At 58.5% G+C, this 17014-nt stretch carries 17 protein-coding genes; 6 read left to right on the top strand and 11 right to left on the bottom strand.

Annotated features, from left to right (window positions below; translation table 11 throughout):
* Nucleotides 1-211: 211 nt before the first annotated feature.
* The 11 genes from fdhF to hycA all read right to left on the bottom strand — a co-directional run bounded on the left by fdhF (nucleotide 212) and on the right by hycA (nucleotide 11022).
* Nucleotides 212-2368 (bottom strand): formate dehydrogenase subunit alpha, encoded by a 2157-nt coding sequence (gene fdhF, locus OCH02_RS05595; RefSeq protein ID WP_261430304.1) that lies wholly within the window; start codon nucleotides 2366-2368, stop codon nucleotides 212-214.
* A gap of 11 nt (nucleotides 2369-2379) precedes the next feature.
* Nucleotides 2380-2922 carry an electron transport protein HydN gene (gene hydN / locus OCH02_RS05590; RefSeq protein ID WP_261430301.1) on the bottom strand — a complete coding sequence of 181 codons (543 nt, stop codon included), beginning with the start codon at nucleotides 2920-2922 and terminating at the stop codon, nucleotides 2380-2382.
* A 162-nt stretch (nucleotides 2923-3084) separates the two neighbouring features.
* Complete coding sequence (hycI, locus tag OCH02_RS05585) at nucleotides 3085-3555, bottom strand: hydrogenase maturation peptidase HycI (RefSeq protein ID WP_261430299.1); 471 nt, start codon at nucleotides 3553-3555, stop codon at nucleotides 3085-3087.
* On the bottom strand, nucleotides 3548-3964 hold the full coding sequence (locus OCH02_RS05580; RefSeq protein ID WP_261430298.1) for a formate hydrogenlyase maturation HycH family protein: 417 nt from the start codon (nucleotides 3962-3964) through the stop codon (nucleotides 3548-3550). Before OCH02_RS05580 ends, hycI begins: the two co-directional genes overlap by 8 nt.
* Nucleotides 3961-4758 carry an NADH-quinone oxidoreductase subunit B family protein gene (locus tag OCH02_RS05575; protein ID WP_261411192.1) on the bottom strand — a complete coding sequence of 266 codons (798 nt, stop codon included), beginning with the start codon at nucleotides 4756-4758 and terminating at the stop codon, nucleotides 3961-3963. The genes OCH02_RS05580 and OCH02_RS05575 overlap by 4 nt, the downstream gene beginning before the upstream one ends.
* Nucleotides 4755-5300: a formate hydrogenlyase complex iron-sulfur subunit gene (locus OCH02_RS05570; RefSeq protein WP_261430296.1), complete on the bottom strand. Its 546-nt coding sequence runs from the start codon at nucleotides 5298-5300 to the stop codon at nucleotides 4755-4757. Before OCH02_RS05570 ends, OCH02_RS05575 begins: the two co-directional genes overlap by 4 nt.
* 12 nt (nucleotides 5301-5312) lie before the next feature.
* On the bottom strand, nucleotides 5313-7016 hold the full coding sequence (locus OCH02_RS05565) for an NADH-quinone oxidoreductase subunit C (protein WP_261430294.1): 1704 nt from the start codon (nucleotides 7014-7016) through the stop codon (nucleotides 5313-5315).
* 22 nt (nucleotides 7017-7038) lie between these two features.
* Nucleotides 7039-7974: a respiratory chain complex I subunit 1 family protein gene (locus OCH02_RS05560; RefSeq protein ID WP_261430293.1), complete on the bottom strand. Its 936-nt coding sequence runs from the start codon at nucleotides 7972-7974 to the stop codon at nucleotides 7039-7041.
* A 10-nt stretch (nucleotides 7975-7984) separates the two neighbouring features.
* Nucleotides 7985-9853 (bottom strand): proton-conducting transporter membrane subunit, encoded by a 1869-nt coding sequence (locus tag OCH02_RS05555; protein ID WP_261430291.1) that lies wholly within the window; start codon nucleotides 9851-9853, stop codon nucleotides 7985-7987.
* Complete coding sequence (locus OCH02_RS05550) at nucleotides 9853-10467, bottom strand: 4Fe-4S dicluster domain-containing protein (protein ID WP_261430290.1); 615 nt, start codon at nucleotides 10465-10467, stop codon at nucleotides 9853-9855. The genes OCH02_RS05555 and OCH02_RS05550 overlap by 1 nt, the downstream gene beginning before the upstream one ends.
* An 87-nt stretch (nucleotides 10468-10554) precedes the next feature.
* Nucleotides 10555-11022 carry a formate hydrogenlyase regulator HycA gene (gene hycA, locus OCH02_RS05545; protein ID WP_261430289.1) on the bottom strand — a complete coding sequence of 156 codons (468 nt, stop codon included), beginning with the start codon at nucleotides 11020-11022 and terminating at the stop codon, nucleotides 10555-10557.
* Between the two features lie 260 nt (nucleotides 11023-11282).
* Between hycA and hypA the strand changes: the two genes are divergently transcribed.
* The 6 genes from hypA to flhA all read left to right on the top strand — a co-directional run bounded on the left by hypA (nucleotide 11283) and on the right by flhA (nucleotide 17002).
* The gene (gene hypA, locus OCH02_RS05540) at nucleotides 11283-11627 is read left to right on the top strand and encodes a hydrogenase maturation nickel metallochaperone HypA (RefSeq protein ID WP_261430799.1); all 345 of its coding nucleotides are present in this window, start codon (nucleotides 11283-11285) and stop codon (nucleotides 11625-11627) included.
* Nucleotides 11628-11642: 15 nt separating this feature from the next.
* Nucleotides 11643-12437: a hydrogenase nickel incorporation protein HypB gene (hypB, locus tag OCH02_RS05535; protein WP_261430287.1), complete on the top strand. Its 795-nt coding sequence runs from the start codon at nucleotides 11643-11645 to the stop codon at nucleotides 12435-12437.
* Nucleotides 12428-12721 (top strand): HypC/HybG/HupF family hydrogenase formation chaperone, encoded by a 294-nt coding sequence (locus OCH02_RS05530; protein ID WP_261430285.1) that lies wholly within the window; start codon nucleotides 12428-12430, stop codon nucleotides 12719-12721. The genes hypB and OCH02_RS05530 overlap by 10 nt, the downstream gene beginning before the upstream one ends.
* Complete coding sequence (gene hypD / locus OCH02_RS05525; protein WP_261430284.1) at nucleotides 12708-13835, top strand: hydrogenase formation protein HypD; 1128 nt, start codon at nucleotides 12708-12710, stop codon at nucleotides 13833-13835. The genes OCH02_RS05530 and hypD overlap by 14 nt, the downstream gene beginning before the upstream one ends.
* A complete protein-coding gene (gene hypE / locus OCH02_RS05520; protein ID WP_261430282.1) occupies nucleotides 13832-14845 on the top strand; it encodes a hydrogenase expression/formation protein HypE in 1014 nt (337 codons plus the stop codon). Before hypD ends, hypE begins: the two co-directional genes overlap by 4 nt.
* Nucleotides 14846-14935: 90 nt before the next feature.
* Entirely contained in the window at nucleotides 14936-17002 is a 2067-nt protein-coding gene (gene flhA, locus OCH02_RS05515) for a formate hydrogenlyase transcriptional activator FlhA (RefSeq protein WP_261430281.1), read from the top strand.
* Nucleotides 17003-17014: the final 12 nt, after the last annotated feature.

The raw sequence follows: 17014 nt of genomic DNA, 5'->3' as shown, positions 1-17014 counted from the left end.
TACCTTCTGCGGTTTTTTAGTCCGCTGAATCCCAACAAATTGGTCATCAGGAGGCACAGCCATGCGCTATATCCCCCTGACAATTTACCCCCTAAATAATTGGAGTTGCGTCAAGGCGGCAAGAGCGTGAATCCCCAGGAGCTTACTTAAGTAAGTGACTGGGGGGAGCGCTTGCAGCCAACACAGATGCAGCTTCAAGTATGACGGGGATTTACATCACGTCTTCAGCCGCGCGACGCAGGCGGGCCTTCATCTCGCTATAGCTTTGCTGGGCATAGTTTTCCGCCCAGTTCTGATCGGCGATGGCCGCCAGTTTTACCGCGCAGTATTTGGTTTCCGGCGTTTTGGAGATCGGGTCCAAATTCTCCTGGGTGAGTTCGTTACAGGCACCGATCCACCACTGGTAGGTCATATACACCGCGCCCAGGTTAATACGCTCGTTATAGTTGGCACGGCTGATCACCTTGCCACGGCGCGAGCTGACCCACACCAGCTGCTGATCGGCAATACCCAGCGCTTCGGCATCCTGTGGGTTGACCTGCACAAAGCCGGGTTCATCCGCCAGGGTTTGCAGCGCGGCGCAGTTGCCGGTCATCGAACGACAGGAGTAGTGGCCGACTTCACGCACGGTACAGAGCACCAGCGGATAATCTGCATCCGGCACTTCCGCCGGGGCACGCCAGGTGGTAGCGAACAGCTGGCCTTTGCCGGTCGGGGTGGTGAACTGGTTGCCCTGATACAGGTAAGGGGTGCCCTGGCTTTCAAGCGTGGTACATGGCCATTGCACATGCCCCAGTTCACCCATTTTTTCGTAGGTGGCACCATAGAACAGCGGGCAAAGCTCACGCATTTCATCCCAGATTTGCTGGTTATCGTCGTAATGCATCGGATAACCCATCTCGGTGGCCAGCAGGCTGATGATCTCCCAGTCGCGTTTGACGTTGTACTGCGGTTCAATGGCCTTCTCGAAACGCTGGAACCCGCGATCGGCGCAGGAGAACACGCCGCCATGCTCACCCCAGGAGGTGGCTGGCAGGATCACATCGGCCTGTTCAGCGGTTTTGGTCATAAAGATGTCTTGCACCACCACAAATTCCAGCGCTTCGAACGCGCCGCGCACCAGGCTCAGATCGGCTTCGGTCTGTAACGGATCTTCCCCCATGATGTAGTAGGCCTTCACTTTACCCTCGTGCACCAAATGCGGAATTTCGGTGATGCGGTAACCGACTTCCGGGTCCATTTTGGCGGCATCGATGCCCCAGGCAGCGGCGAACTTGGCGCGTACCGCGGCGTCGGTGACGGCCTGATAACCCGGGAACTCATTGGGCAGTACGCCCATGTCACAGGCACCCTGAACGTTGTTCTGCCCACGTACCGGCCCAACCCCCACGTTGGCCCGGCCCAGATTACCGGTCAGCAAGGCCAGGCTGGCCAACCCTTTGACCACGTCGACCGCCTGACCAAACTGGGTGACCCCCATGCCCCACATGATGGTGGCAGAAGGGGCGCTGGCGTAGGTGCGCATCGCCTGGCGAATTTGCTGGGCGCTGACGCCGGTCAGCTGTTCTACCGCTTCCGGGGCGTAATCCGCTAACTGCTGGCGGTAAGCCTCGAAACCTTCGGTGTATTTCGCCACGTAATCGCGGTCATACAGGTTTTCTTCAATCAGCGTATAGGCGAAGGCATTGACCAGTGCCATGTTACAGCCGTTTTTGATTTGCAAATGCTGGTCGGCAATGCGCGCGGTTTCGATACGGCGCGGGTCGCAGACGATAATTTGCGCACCTTTCTCCTTGGCCTTCAGCACCCGGCGAGCCACGATAGGGTGCGAATCGGCACAGTTGTAACCGATGACCAGCAGGCATTTGGAGTTTTCGATATCACCAATCGAGTTGCTCATCGCGCCGTTGCCCAGCGTGGCCTGCAAACCCGCCACTGACGGACCGTGGCAGACGCGGGCGCAGCAGTCGACGTTGTTGGTCCCGATCACCGCGCGGGCAAACTTCTGCATCACGTAGTTGGTTTCATTGCCGGTGCCGCGTGAAGAACCGGTATGCATGATGGCGCTGGCACCGTGCTTATCCTTGATCTGCTGTAGCCGCTGCGCGGTATAGCTAATGGCTTCGTCCCAACTGACGGCCTCAAACTTGCCGCCTTTCTCACGGCGGATCAGCGGCTGGCTCAGACGCGGGGTCAGCAGTTTGGTATCGTTGAGAAAGTCCCAGCCGTAATAGCCTTTCAGGCACAGCTCGCCCTGATTGGTCACGCCGTCAGCCGCCTCGGCGCGGATGATTTTACCGTTGTCGACCACCAGTTTCATTTTGCAGCCTGCACCGCAGTAAGGGCAGACGGTTGTGATTTTTTTCATCGGTTCAGCTCCTAAAACAGTGACGACAGGGTGTCGAGCGCAGCGCGACGACGTTTCTCGGCGTTCATTTCCTGCAGCATGTTGCGGTCCACGCAGTGCAGCGCATTGGTCGGGCAGGTTTGCATACAGGCCGGGCCGCTATCACGGCCGATGCACAAATCGCATTTATGGGCTTCGGCTTTCTCGGTGGTGGCGCTCATCATGGCACCGTTCTGGCGGATAACCGGGCGGGTGATCACTTCCATCGCGCCGTAAGGACAGGCCACCACGCAGGTTTTGCAGCCGATGCAGCGCTCCTGCATCACCAGTACCATGCCGTTGGTGCGGCTAATCGCGCCATTGGGGCAAACGTTAGAACAAGGCGCGTCCTCACACTGGCGGCACAGCACGGCAGTGCTGACGTTAACGCCTTTGATCACATGCAGCCGTGGGGCGAAGCTGGCGGCGTTGAGCGCTGATATATCCTGGCTTTCGCTGTGTGCCATCACGCAGGCAATTTCACAGGTACGGCAACCGATGCACTTTTTAGGATCGGCGATGATAAACCGGTTCATCAATAACTCCTGGGTTACCCTTCATCCGGGTATGACTATGGAAAGATTGTGTCCTGAGTTAGGCATAAAGCGTGCCAACCCTGAAAATCAAGTAAAAGCAGAGGGTTAGCCCGATGGTGACGAAGTGACCGACGCCACGTCGGCAAAAATGACGATGCCGCGTCAGACATTCGTCACCACCAGTGGCGGGTAACCGCCGTTAATCGGCCAGTCATGCAGCCGTTGGTGCAGGGTGGTCACCGCACGGCGTACCGCCGGGCCGATCGGGTAGTAAAACGCCACCACCTCAGGTTGAATGCCGATAAAGGTAATATCCGGCACCGTTTCGCGCAGTTGGTCGATCAGGAAATTGAGCGGCAGGTTATGGGTGGTCATGATGAACATGTCGGCAATGTCTTTTTCATCGATCACCCGGGTTTCACCCGCGGCCAGCCCCATGTCGGTGGCATCGACAATCACCAACCTCGCAGGGCGCAGCTCGCGGATATGGCCAATGTCGTTTTCCGGTGCGGCCCCGCCGTCAATCACCGTCCAGCCGGCGGGGGGGGTGCCGGCACAGAGCTCTGCCAACAGCGGCCCGGCACCGTCATCGCCCATCATGCAATTGCCTACACACAATAAAACGTCAGTCATCATGCCTCCGGACCATCAGGTAAATGGCGGGTTCGTTTTCAATCGACTGCAGCAGGGCGATCAACTGTTGGCTCCAGTCTTCCTGTTGGGGGTTCATTTGCGGGGCGGCGGTGCTTAACGCAGTGGCCAGCAGGTGGGTATGGCTACTGTCGATACAAATTTCACCGAAGCGATCGACCCCTTCCAGCTTGCGCCGGGCGGTGCTGCCTGCGGGCAGCTGGGCTACCCAGGCGCGGAACCCGGCCAGCGGGCAACTGAGTTTGGCTTCCAGGCAGTCGATCACCCCCAGATGGTGGCCAATCGCCAGGCTGTAATAGATCACCTCCTGGGCTTTGGGTGGGGCCTTTTTCTCTTGCACGAATTTGCGGCTCAGGGAGTAGAACACCACCTGCGCATGGGCGTGGTTCATAGTCGCAGCTCCCCCCGCAGTACCCGTTGATAGATCCCCTGCAAGTTGCCGACAATCTCGCTCAGACGCATATCGTCCTGCTGTTGCAGGTAAGCGCTAATGCGCTGTTCAACCGGCAGTGGGCTGTCTGCGGCCAACAGTTGCATAAACTGGTCGGCGATCTGACGGCCATAGCGATAACCGGCCATTCGTCGTGCTTCGCGATCCAGCAACACCCGCAGCGGCTGGGGCAATGCCGGGTGCAACAGGCGGGTGGCCTCACCCTGGGTTTCGTCATGCTGACGGCCTTTGATTTTCTGATCCAACAGGCCGAGTGCCATGGCAAAACCATAAATGGTGGCAGCCGGGGTCGGCGGGCAACCGGGAATATAGACATCAACCGGGACGATGCGATCGGTGCCGCCCCATACGCAGTAGAGATCGTGGAAAATGCCGCCGCTGTTGCCGCAGGCGCCGTAAGAAATGCTGATTTTCGGATCGGGCGAGGCCTGCCAGGCGCGGATCGCCGGGATACGCATGGCGCGGGTAACCGCCCCGGTAAACAGCAAAATATCGGCGTGGCGGGGTGAGGGAACCACTTTGATACCGAAGCGTTCGGCGTCGAACAGCGGGGAAATGGCGGCGAAAATTTCAATTTCACAGCCGTTGCAACCGCCGCAGTCCACCCGGTAAACATAGGCCGAGCGGCGGATATCCTTCAGCAGGGTGGTTTTCAGCTTGGCGATACTGTCGTCGAGGGTGATTGGCACCGGCAGGCCATTCTCGTCGCGCGGGCCAATCAGGGGCGGATTCATGAGATGACCTCCCGGGTCAAATGGCGGCCAACGTCAATGCGATCGGCCTGGGTCAGGTTTTGCTGCTGTTTGCAGGCCGGGCAGGTTTCAAACTGCGTGCGGCGCGCGGCGGTTTCTGTACTGCTTAGCCCAAGCAGCGCCATGGCATAGTCAATTTCCTTCTGCGACGCATAGGCTTTGCCACATTGGCGGCAATGGCAGAGGGCAAAGTCGGCTTGCTCGTACAAATCCTCTTTGCGCCACACTGCCAGCTCAAACTGCTGCGAAAGCCGGATGGCGGCGGTAGGGCAAACCTCTTCGCAGCGGGCGCAGAAGATGCAGCGCCCGAGAAACAGCTGCCAGCGCACCGTGCCGCCGGTCAGGTCAGTCGTCATACTCAACGCATTGGACGGGCAGGCGTTGGCACAGGCCCCGCAGGCAATACATTGCTGCGGGTTGTATTCGGGTTTGCCGCGAAAGTTCGGGTCGACAACCAACGGCTGGGCCGGATAGGCGACGGTGGCCGGCCCGGTTTTCAGCACTTTTTTAATCAGTTTCAGCATGATGGGCTCCGGTTAGAACGGTTTGTTTTTCCGTTCGATGCCATAACGCTCAATCTCTTTGTACGGCACGATGATGGACTGGCGCTTGCGTACGTCGACGATGGTCATCCTGTCGGTACAGGAGTAGCAGGGATCCAGACTGCCGATGATCAGCGGGGCGTCGGAAACCGTATTGCCACGCAGCATGTAACGCAGGGTTGGCCAATTGGCGTAGGTCGCGGCCCGGCAGCGCCAGCGGAACAGTTTTTGGTTGTCGCCGGTCATGCTCCAGTGAATATCATCACCGCGTGGGGCTTCGGCAAAGCCCAGGGCAAAGCGGTGCGGGATATAGGTGAAACCGTCCACCGCCAGCGGCCCGCTCGGCAGGCTTTGCAGGCCGAACTCGATGATGCCGAGCGAGTTGAACACTTCGTGAATGCGCACTTTAAGCCGGGAGTAGACGTCGCAGCCGTCTTCCACACAGAGTTCCACCGGCAGTTTGGCGTAACCGGCAAAGGGGTGATCGAGACGGGTATCGCGGCGGTGGCCGCTACCGCGGATCATCGGGCCGACGTTGCTGTAGTCGCGAGCCACCTGCGGATCGAGACGGCCGATCCCGACGCTGCGCTGTTCGGTATTCGGCGTGCTGAGCAAGATATCGACCAGATCCACCAACTCACTGCGCATTTGCGCCGCCAGCCGCAGGGTTTGCAGCATGTCGTCTTTCAGAATGTCGCGGCGGATGCCGCCAATCAGGTTCAAACCATAGGTTTTACGCGCGCCGGTCAGGATCTCCGCCATTTTCATCGACTGTTCACGCACCCGGAAGAACTGCATAAAACCGGAGTCAAAACCGACGAAATGGCAGGCCAGCCCCAGATTCAGCAGGTGGCTGTGCAGGCGTTCCACTTCCAACAGCACTGAGCGGATCATCTGGGCGCGTTCCGGCACCTGAATGCCCATCGCGTTCTCCACCGAACTGGTGTACGCCACGCTGTGGGTAAACCCGCAAATGCCGCACACCCGGTCCGACAGGAAGGTCACTTCGTTGTAACCCATGCGGGTTTCGGCCAGTTTCTCCATGCCACGGTGCACATAGAACAGCCGGTAGTCCGCATCAATGATGTCTTCGCCGTCGACGAACAGGCGGAAATGCCCGGGCTCATCCGAGGTGATATGCAACGGGCCGATCGGCACCACGTTGGCTTTGCTACCGGCCAGGCTCTGGAAAGGATAGGTTTCCACATCGGTGGTTGGCGCGGGCCGTTGGCGATAATCCATGGCGTCTTTACGCAGCGGGTGGAGATCGTCCGGCCAGTCGTCCGGCAGCACCAGTCGGCGCTCATCCGGCAGGCCAACCGGGCGCAGGCCATACATGTCGCGCACTTCACGCTCACCCCAGACGGCTGCGGGCACCCGTGGCGTCACGGAAGGGAACTCCAGCGTTTGGGCGTCAACCTCGGCCCGCACCGTGATCCAGCATTTGGTACCTTGCTCCATCGACAGCACGTAATACAGCGCGTAATTACCGCACAGCGTGCGTTCGTCGTTACCAAACAGCACCGACAGCCAGCCGCCCTGTTGGTAATACAGCCATTCCACCACTTCCGGCAGCGCGTTGAGTTTGACGGTCACCGTCAGTTGGTCGGCCGTTTGCCATTCTGCCGCCAGCATGGCAGCGGGGAATTGTTGCTGTAATGCCGCCAGGTAGTGCTGGCCTTGATGTTCGTTAGTCATTATTGATTGCCTTAATCATTATTCAGCCGACGACCAGCCAGGAAACCAGCGCCAGAAAAGCCAGCCCAAAACCGGCCCAGGTGGTTCTGCCCGTCTTGAGGAAGCGCAAACGTGCCACGCTGTTTTCGAGAACCGCGATCAGCACTACCGCACACAGCAGCTTGAACAACGCCAGCACCAGTCCCGTCAACAACTGCGGGGCAGTGAGCTGTGCCGCCTGGCCCCAGGGCAGGAACACGCCGAGGAACAGCTGCAACACCACCAGTTGTTTGAGGCTGATGCCCCATTTGATCACGCCGAGTTCGGCGCCGGAGTATTCCGTCAGCGGGCCTTCCTGCAGCTCTTGTTCGGCCTCCGCCATGTCGAACGGCAGCTTGCCCATCTCGATATAGGTGGCGAACGCGCAGGCCAAACCGGCCAACAGCAGTGGCAGCCAGGCGTGATGCGGCAAATCCAGCAGGCTTTGCACCATGGCGCTCAGTTGGGTAGAACCGGCGACCAGAGCCGTTACCCACAAACCGAGCAACAGAATGGGTTCAACCAAAATGCCCAGCACCGCTTCGCGGCTGGCGCCGATAGCGGTGAAGGGGCTGCCGGTATCCAGCCCGGCAATGGCGAACACAAAGCGCACCACGGCGAACAGGTAGATCAGCGTGATCACATCACCAATCGCGGGCAGCGGTGAGGCGGTGGTCAGCATCGGTAGCGCGCAGGCGATGGCCAGCAAGGTGCCGGTCAGCAAGTAAGGCATGGCGCGAAAGGCCAGGCCGGAAGCGCCTGGTGCCACGCTTTGGCGTTTCAGCAGTTTGGCGATATCACGGTATTCCTGTAATACGCCGGGGCCGCGTCGGGTATGGATGCGGGCACGCAACACCCGGCTGATGCCGGCAAACAGCGGGGCAACAGCCAGTAACAGCAGGGCCTGCGCCAAACCGAGTAACACATAGGGGTAGGTCATCGTTATCTCCTCAGGCAAAAGCCACGACCAGCAGCACCGCCAACTCTACGGCGGCCAGACCGCGGCAGAAGGCAACGAATGCGTTACGGTGTAACCCATCACTGACCCTTGCAGGCAGCCAGCGGCGCAGTTGGTACAGCGGGGCAAACATCACCCGCAGCGGTTGGGCAAAGCCGGTGGCGGTGATCACCATCGCGTCTTCATGCCCATAACCGCAGGCCCAGGCGCTGCCTTGCACCCGATAAGGCTGGCGATGTGTTTGATAACGCGCCGCGATCAACAGCGGTAGCAGTGGCATTGCCAGCAATAAAATGGCGAGCAGTGGGGTAGAAACCAGTGAACCGCCGACAGAAAGGGAATGTTCTGGCGTGATGCCAATCAGGCGGGCAAACAGCGGAATGGCCCAGGGGGCCCCGAGGCCGCAAATCAGACACAGCAAGGCGGGCAGCGCATGGCTCAGCGTCAGCCAGACATTGGCCTGTACGGCATTTGCCGCAGCGGCGCAGCGTGGTGCACCCAGACAGGCAACGCCAAAGACCTTGCTGACGCACATTACCGCCAGCGCACCGGTCAGGGCCAAAACCACGGCCAGCAGCGGGCCGAACAGATGGCCAATAAAGCCGGGTGCTGCGCTAAAGCGGAACAGTCCCTGGTAGATCAACCATTCACTGGCAAAACCGTTCAACGGCGGCAATGCGGCCATCGCCACCAGGCCAATCAGCAGAGAAATGGCAGTCCAGGGCATCAGCCGCGCCAAACCGCCCATCTTTTCCATGTCTTTCAGCCCGGTCTGTTGTTCAATCGCGCCGGCTGCCAGCAGCAATGCGCTTTTAAACAGGCTGTGGTTTAACAGATGGAACAGACCGCCGATCAGGGCGAACGCGGTTAATAGCGGTTGTTGTAGCGCCATGCCGACCATCCCCCCTCCGATGCCCAGCAGGATGATGCCGATATTCTCCAGCGTGTGATAAGCCAGCAAGCGGCGCAGGTCGTGCTCCATGAGCGCATACAGCCCGCCGAAAAAAGCCGTACCGGCAGCCAGCAACAAGACCAGTAATCCCCACCACAGCGGCGGCGTGCCCAGCAGATCCAGTCCTATCTTCAGGATGCCCAGCAGGCCGACTTTCATCAGCGCGCTGGAAAACAACATGGCAGCGGAAGCGGGCGCACTGCTGTGTGACTGTGGCACCCAGGCATGTAACGGCATCAGCCCGGCAACAATGCCAAACCCGGCCAGCGCCAGCAGAAAGACCGCGTTACGCAATGTCTCGGGCAATGGCGTAGCGCGGATCACGCTGAACTGCAGGCTGTGGCTATGGCAATAGATCAGCGCGAAGGCGGCGACCAACAGCAGGGTACCTAAGCGCATCAGCAAAAATTGGCTATGCCCGGCGCGCAGGCTTTTAGCGCTCGGGGCATGGACGATCAGGAAATAGCCGCAAAGCGCCGCCAACTCCAGCAGCAACAGCAAAGCCAGGGCGTTATCGGCCATTACCGCGGCGCTTAATGCCGCCAGCATCAGATTGGTTAACCCAGCCAACCGGCCACGAGCACGCGGCTTCAGCCTGGATAAGCTGCCTGCGTGATACAGCGCGGCAAAGACTCCGCAGAGAGCCATCACCAGCAGCAACAGGGCGTTGATGCCACTGATTTCCACCGCGTAATGCAGCCACGGCAAGCGGGCGCTGTGCAGCGGCGCAAACAGCATTTGCACCGCGGCCAACAGCGAAGCGACAGCACAGAGCAGACTGCCGCCGCTCAGCAGAGTGCTGACACGCGACCAGGGGGCCAGTAACCAGCCCAACAGGGCGCAGAGTAAATACCCGACCAGGGCCGATGTCAGCAGCAACAACGGGGCGGGCAAAAGGGCATATATCATCAATTTGGCTCCTTGTGGGATCCAGGGACGGCCGCAAACGGCAGCTCGGCGCTGAGCGCCTGCATCGCGTTGCGCCTTTTCTGTTCGCTGGCGTTGCGCACGTCTCGGTCGGTCACCAGCCGGATCGCCTGGGTCGGACAGGTGCGGATACAGGCGGGGCCTTCGGGGCTGAAGTCGCAGAGATCGCACTTCACCGCCACGGCTCGGACACCGGGCACACAATCCAGAAAGGGGCCGATCGGGCGCGGTGCTTTGGGCGCAGGTAATGCCAGTGAAGTGTTGCAGTCCGCAGGGATCGCCAGTGGGGTGCTGCCACCGAAACCAATGGCACCGAACGGGCAGGCAATGCCGCACAGCTTGCAACTGATGCACAGGCTTTCGTTCAGTACGATGGCGTCATCCTGATGACGAATAGCGTTGACCGGACACACCTGCGCGCAGGGGGCATCTTCACACTGGTGGCACATCGCCGGCGCAGAGTCGCGGGCGTTGCGAATCACCTGCAGACGGGGTAATGCCTGCAATCCATATTGCCGATGTTCCGCAGAACAGCTCGCCATACAGGTATTGCAGCCAATACACAATTTAGGGTCCGCAATAATAAAGCGGTTCATGCACACTCCTTGCTTCGTCATTTATGACGAAATCGTCAGTAAAAAATGACGCTTCGACAGTTTTCTGTCGGTGATTAACGCCGACGGTCAGACGGGTAAGGTTATTTTTTTCAGTGCGTCATGAATGGCGTGGCCATCATGCAAGGAATCAAACAGGCATTGATAAATAACGGCGATCTTATCCAGGTAATGTTCAAATACCGCCTGCATATCGCGGTTGTTTATTACTCCGTCGATATTGCCGTTTTCATCCAGCGTGGCATGGGCAAAAGGAGCAAAGTTTTCCGGCTCATGGGCCGTGGCCAGATTAATCCGGTAGCAAATATCCTGGCTGTAAAACCCCTCGCTCAATTGGATGCTGACCGTAAAGTGGTTAAACAGCACAAAGCGCAGATCGTTTTCCTGTCCGTAGGTAAACTGATGATTAATCTTCTTTTTGGTGGTGGTGACCGCTTTGACCAGGGTGCTGTGGTAGGTCTGCCACTGCGCCATCAGACGATTGCTTTTGTTGGCGATATAATCGGCCTGACTGGTTACTTCACTGATTGTACTCATTGTCCTCACTCAAAATTGATGGTCGTTGTCGAAATAGCTCCGGGTCAGCGAGTTAAAGCATAAAGCGTGCCAGATTCCGGCGAATTACATTATTTCCTTTTAATTCAACCATCAGAGTTAAATTAACCCGCCAATCCGTTAGGGGGGCTGATTTAATGACTGACGATGTCAGCCGCTTCGACAAATATGTCATTGGCGGCTTGGCATCATATTTGCAACGTGAGGGGAATAACGCGTTTATCGCCATTAACGGAGGCCGGATGCACGAAATAACCTTATGCCAACATGCAATGGAAATAATGCAGCAACAGGCTCGCCAAAATAATGCGAAACGGATCACCGCGGTGTGGTTCGAGATTGGCGCGTTTTCCTGCGTCGAGGCCGAATCGCTGCGGTTCTGTTTTGACATGGTGTGCCGCGACACGCTGGCCGAAGGTTGCGAACTGCATCTGGCGGAACAGAAAGCGCGGTGTTGGTGCCATGACTGCCAGAGCGATGTCGAGCTGCTGATACCCCAGGTGCTGGTCTGTCCGCGCTGTACCGGACGAAATCTGCGGGTACAGGCCGACGATGGCTTGCAAATAAAACGCCTGGAAATTGAATAACAGAGGGGAATGAATATGTGCAGTACCTGCGGTTGTGCCCAGGGTGAATTGACCATTGAAGGGGATGTGAAGGTGCCATTCCGTCCGCAACGCAACGTGCAGGGCGATCTGCATTACGGTTTGGGGCTGGCGGGCACCCATGCACCGGGTATCAGCCAGCGCCGGATGCTGGAAATTGAAACCCGGGTGCTGGATAAGAACGATCGCCTGGCGGAGGGTAATCGTCAGTATTTCGCTGAACAACATATTCTGGCGCTGAATCTGGTTTCCAGCCCCGGCTCCGGCAAAACCACGTTGCTGACGGAAACGCTGCTGCGGCTGCGTGGTCAGCACCCGTGCGCGGTGGTGGAAGGCGATCAGCAAACCACCAATGACGCGGAACGGATCCGCGCCACCGGTGTGCCGGCGATTCAGGTCAATACCGGTAAAGGCTGCCATCTGGATGCGCAAATGGTTCACGAGGCCGCCCGGCGTCTGGAACTCAAACCCCACAGCCTGCTGTTTATCGAGAACGTCGGCAATCTGGTTTGCCCGGCCAGCTTTGATCTGGGGGAGCGCCACAAGGTGGCGGTGCTGTCGGTTACCGAGGGGGAAGACAAGCCGCTCAAGTACCCGCATATGTTTGCCGCCGCACGGGTGATGCTGCTGAACAAAATCGATCTGCTGCCGTATTTGAACTTTGATCTGGCAGCCTGCATCGACAATGCCCGCAAGGTGAACCCGACGATTGAGGTGATTACCCTTTCGGCGACCAGCGGTGAAGGCATGGATCTGTGGCTTTCCTGGCTGGAGACACAGTTATGTGCATAGGCGTTCCAGGGCAGATCGTGGCGCTGGATGAAAAGCAGCCCCAGCATGCCTGGGCCGAAGTCTGTGGTGTGCAACGGGAAGTGAATATTGCGCTGGTGCGTCAGGACGGTGAGCCCAGGGAAGCGATGATCGGCTGCTGGGTGCTGATCCACGTGGGCTTCGCCATGAGCCGGCTCGATAGGCAAGAGGCCGAGGAGATGCTTTCGGCGCTGCAGGCGATGGGGGAAGTGGAGCAGGACGTGGCGCTGTTCTTGGCGGGAGAAGGTAACCATGCATTACGTTGATGAGTTCCGCGATCCGCAGCGGGTAAAAACCCTGTTGCAGCATATTCGGCGGCGTGCCGCACAGCTGCCGTTTACCGCCGAGCGGCCGTTGCAAATCATGGAGGTCTGTGGCGGCCATACCCATGCCATTTTCCGCTTTGGCCTGGATAAACTGCTGCCGCCGCAGATTGAGTTTATTCATGGGCCGGGCTGCCCGGTTTGTGTGTTGCCCATGGGGCGTATTGATGCCTGCTGTGAAATCGCCGCTCACCCGGAGGTGATTTTTTGCACCTTCGGCGATGCGTTGCGGGTACCGGGCAAACAAGGCTCTTTACTGCAGGCGCGCGAGCGCGGCGCTGATGTGCGGGTGATTTACTCGCCGTTGGATGCGTTGATGCTGGCGCGGCAAAACCCGCAGCGGCAGGTGGTGTTCTTTGCCCTGGGGTTTGAAACAACCATGCCGGTCACCGCCATTACCCTGCAACAGGCCCGGCTGGAAGGGGTGAATAACTTCAGCGTGTTTTGTCAGCACATCAGCCTGATCCCCACCTTGCGCAGCCTGTTGCAGCAGCCGGACGTGCGCATCGACGGCTTTCTGGCGCCCGGCCATGTCAGCATGGTGATCGGTACCGAGCCCTATGACTTTATCAGCCGGCAATATCGCAAACCCCTGGTAGTAACCGGTTTTGAACCGCTGGATATCCTGCAGGGGGTGATGATGCTGGTTGAGCAGTTTGTGGGGCAGCGGAGCCACACCGAAAACCAATACCGCCGGGTGGTACCTGAACAGGGCAACCTGCTGGCACAGCAGGCGATGCGCGACGTGTTTGTGCTAGGCGGCGGCAGCGAATGGCGCGGCCTTGGCACTATTGCTGACTCTGGCATTGCCTTAACCCCGGCCTATGGCCCCTTTGATGCGGAACGACGTTTCCGCCCGCAGCACCGGCAGGTGGCAGACGATCCTCGTGCCCGCTGTGGGGAGGTGCTGACCGGGCGTTGCAAACCGCGTGACTGCCCGCTATTGGGGGGGGGCTGTACGCCACAAAACGCTTTTGGCGCGCTGATGGTGTCTTCGGAAGGTGCCTGCGCCGCCTGGTACCAATACCGTCGTGAAACAGAGGAAACCCCGGCATGAATAACGTAATTACTATGGCTCACGGCAGCGGAGGCACCGCGATGCAGCAACTGCTGGATGAGGTTTTCTTACCGGCCTTTGCCAATCCGCTGCTGGATCAGCGTGAAGACCAGGCCCGGTTGAATTTGGCCGAGTTAACCCAATTGGGCGATCGGCTGGCCTTTACCACCGACAGTTACGTGATTGATCCGCTTTTCTTTCCGGGCGGTGATATAGGCAAACTGGCGGTCTGCGGTACGGCTAACGATCTGGCGGTCAGCGGCGCGTTACCACGCTATCTTTCCTGCGGGTTTATCCTCGAAGAAGGCTTGCCGTTGGCCGATTTACAGCGGGTAGTGACATCGATGGCCGCTACCGCGCAGCAGGCCGGTATTCGCATTGTGACCGGGGATACCAAGGTGGTGCAGCGCGGTGCCGCCGACAAGGTGTTTATCAATACTGCCGGTATTGGGGTGATCCCTGCGGAACTGGATTGGGCAGCGCAAAATATCCGCGCCGGTGATGCGGTGATTGTCAGCGGTACGCTCGGCGATCACGGCGCGACTATCCTCAACCTGCGGGAAAAGCTGGGCATGTCGCTGGATGTGATCAGTGATTGCGCGGTGCTGGCACCGTTAATCGCGCCACTGCGTGCCATTAACGGCGTGCGGGCATTACGCGATGCTACCCGTGGCGGCGTGAACGCCATTTTGCATGAGTTTGCTCGTGCGGCGGGCGTGGGGATTGAAGTTGAAGAAAACTTGTTACCGATAGCACCGGCAGTGCGAGGGATTTGCGAGTTGCTGGGGCTGGATGCCATCAACTTTGCCAACGAGGGCAAACTGGTGATGGTGGCCGCGCCGGAAGCTGAACAGGCGGTACTGGCTGCGTTACAGGCGCATCCGCTGGGCAAGGCCGCGGCATTGATTGGCCGGGTGACTGCCGGGCGACAAGTGAGACTGCAGGGCGCTTATGGCATCAGCCGCCTGCTGGATTTGCCGCATGCCGAGCCTTTGCCGCGCATTTGTTGATCCTGTCGGGGGAGAACCCTGTCGTCCAGCGTTACACTTTGTGACGTGACTCACTAAAATCATCATCGCGACGCAGGCAAGTGATAAACAATGTCGAATGCTCAATTAGAAAAACAAGAATTACTGGAAACGACCCGCACGCTGCTCAGTCAGCACAGCTTCGCCGATTTGTTACGGCAACTGCGCCAGGTGCTCCAACGTCAGCAACTGGCAGACCATGTGGCGCTGGTACTGTTTGATTTGCACAGTGAGCGGGTCAGCTTTCATGGGCTGGATGCGCAGCGGCAGCCGGTCATCTATCAGGATGAGACTTTGCTGGCCAATGGGCCAGTGAGCCGACTGCGACAAAGCCCGTTGCCGCAGCGCTGGCAGAGCGAAGATCTGCATGCACGTTACCCGCAAATCAACGCACTGGCGCTGTATCTGCCGTTTAACCAATATTGCCTGATGCCGCTGCACGCTGGCGGTAGCCTGATCGGCGGTTGTGAACTGTTACGCAGTAGCCCGCACCCCTTCAGTGATGCCAGTCTGGTGCAGTTGCAGACCCTGATGGAATTGGTTGCGCTGGCGGTGGAGCAGATCAGGTTACGCGAGCAGGCGGAAAACCGCCAACGTCAGTTATGCCATGAGCGTGACGATTACCGCGTTTTGGTTGACGTCACCAACGCCGTGTTATCGAAACTCGATCTGGATGATTTGATTGGCGAAATATCTACTGAGATCCACCGTTTTTTCAAGATCGATGCCATCAGCATGGTGCTATGCGTCGATAAAACCGATCGGGTGACCATCTATTCCACCCATTATTTGCAAGACGACGTGGTTGAACGTCAGCAGTACAGCGTGGCACTGGCCGGCACTTTATCCGAACAGGTGATGCAGAGCGGGGAAATGCTGCTGCTCAATCTGAAGCATTCCGATCGCCTGGCGGCTTATGAGCGTCAGCTGTTTGACCTTTGGCATGATCAAATTCAAACGCTGTGCCTCTTGCCGCTGGTGTTTGGCAACAAGACCCTGGGCGTATTAAAGCTGGCGCAATGTCAGCCGGACAACTTCAACGCCGCCAATTTGCGGGTGTTGCAGCAGATCGCCGAGCGTATCGCCATTGCGGTGGACAACGCGTTGGCCTACCAGGAAATCAGCCGACTCAAAGAGAGCCTGGTGCATGAAAACCTCTATCTGACCGAGCAAATCAACGGCAACAATCCGGACTTTGGCGAGATTGTCGGGCGCAGCGTGGTGATGTCTGCGGTGCTCAAACAGGTTGAAATGGTAGCGAAAAGCGACTGTTCGGTGCTGATCCTCGGCGAAACCGGCACTGGGAAAGAGTTGATTGCCCGCGCTATCCACAACCTGAGCGAACGACGTGACCAGCGCATGGTGAAAATGAACTGTGCGGTGATGCCGACCGGGCTGTTGGAAAGCGATCTGTTTGGTCATGAAAAAGGCGCTTTCACCGGCGCCACCAACCAGCGGATGGGGCGCTTTGAGCTGGCGGATAAAGGAACGCTGTTTCTGGATGAGGTGGGCGAAATCCCGGTGGAACTGCAGCCTAAACTGCTACGAGTGCTGCAGGAAAGGGAGTTTGAACGGGTAGGCGGCAACAAGGTGATTTCGGTGGATGTGCGCCTGATTGCCGCCACCAACCGTGACCTGCAGCAAATGGTGGCCGACCGGGAGTTTCGCAGTGACCTTTTTTACCGGCTGAACGTGTTCCCGATCGTCATCCCGCCATTGCGTGAACGGCCGGAAGACATCCCGCAATTGGTGAAGTTTCTCACCTACAAAATTGCACGCAGGATGAAGCGCACCATCGACAGCATTCCGGCGGAGACCCTGCGCTTGCTGAGCCAGATGCCCTGGCCGGGCAATGTGCGTGAGCTGGAGAATGTCATCGAACGGGCAGTCTTGCTGACGCGTGGCACGGTGCTTAACCTGGAGTTGCCGGAACTGCGCTATCCGGTGCCCTCGATGGCTTTACCCATGCCCACGGCAGAGCCTGCCCAGGCGGGAGAAGACGAACGCCAGCGGATTATCCGCGTACTGAAAGAAACCAACGGCGTGGTGGCCGGCCCACGTGGCGCTGCGCAGCGTCTGGGGCTCAAACGCACTACGCTGCTGTCGCGCATGAAAAAGTGGGGGATTGTGGTCAAGTGACCGGGTGATGTC

The organism is Serratia quinivorans (genome assembly GCF_946227985.1).
GTDB lineage: Bacteria > Pseudomonadota > Gammaproteobacteria > Enterobacterales > Enterobacteriaceae > Serratia > Serratia quinivorans_A.
This window is presented reverse-complemented; position numbering and strand designations above follow the sequence as displayed.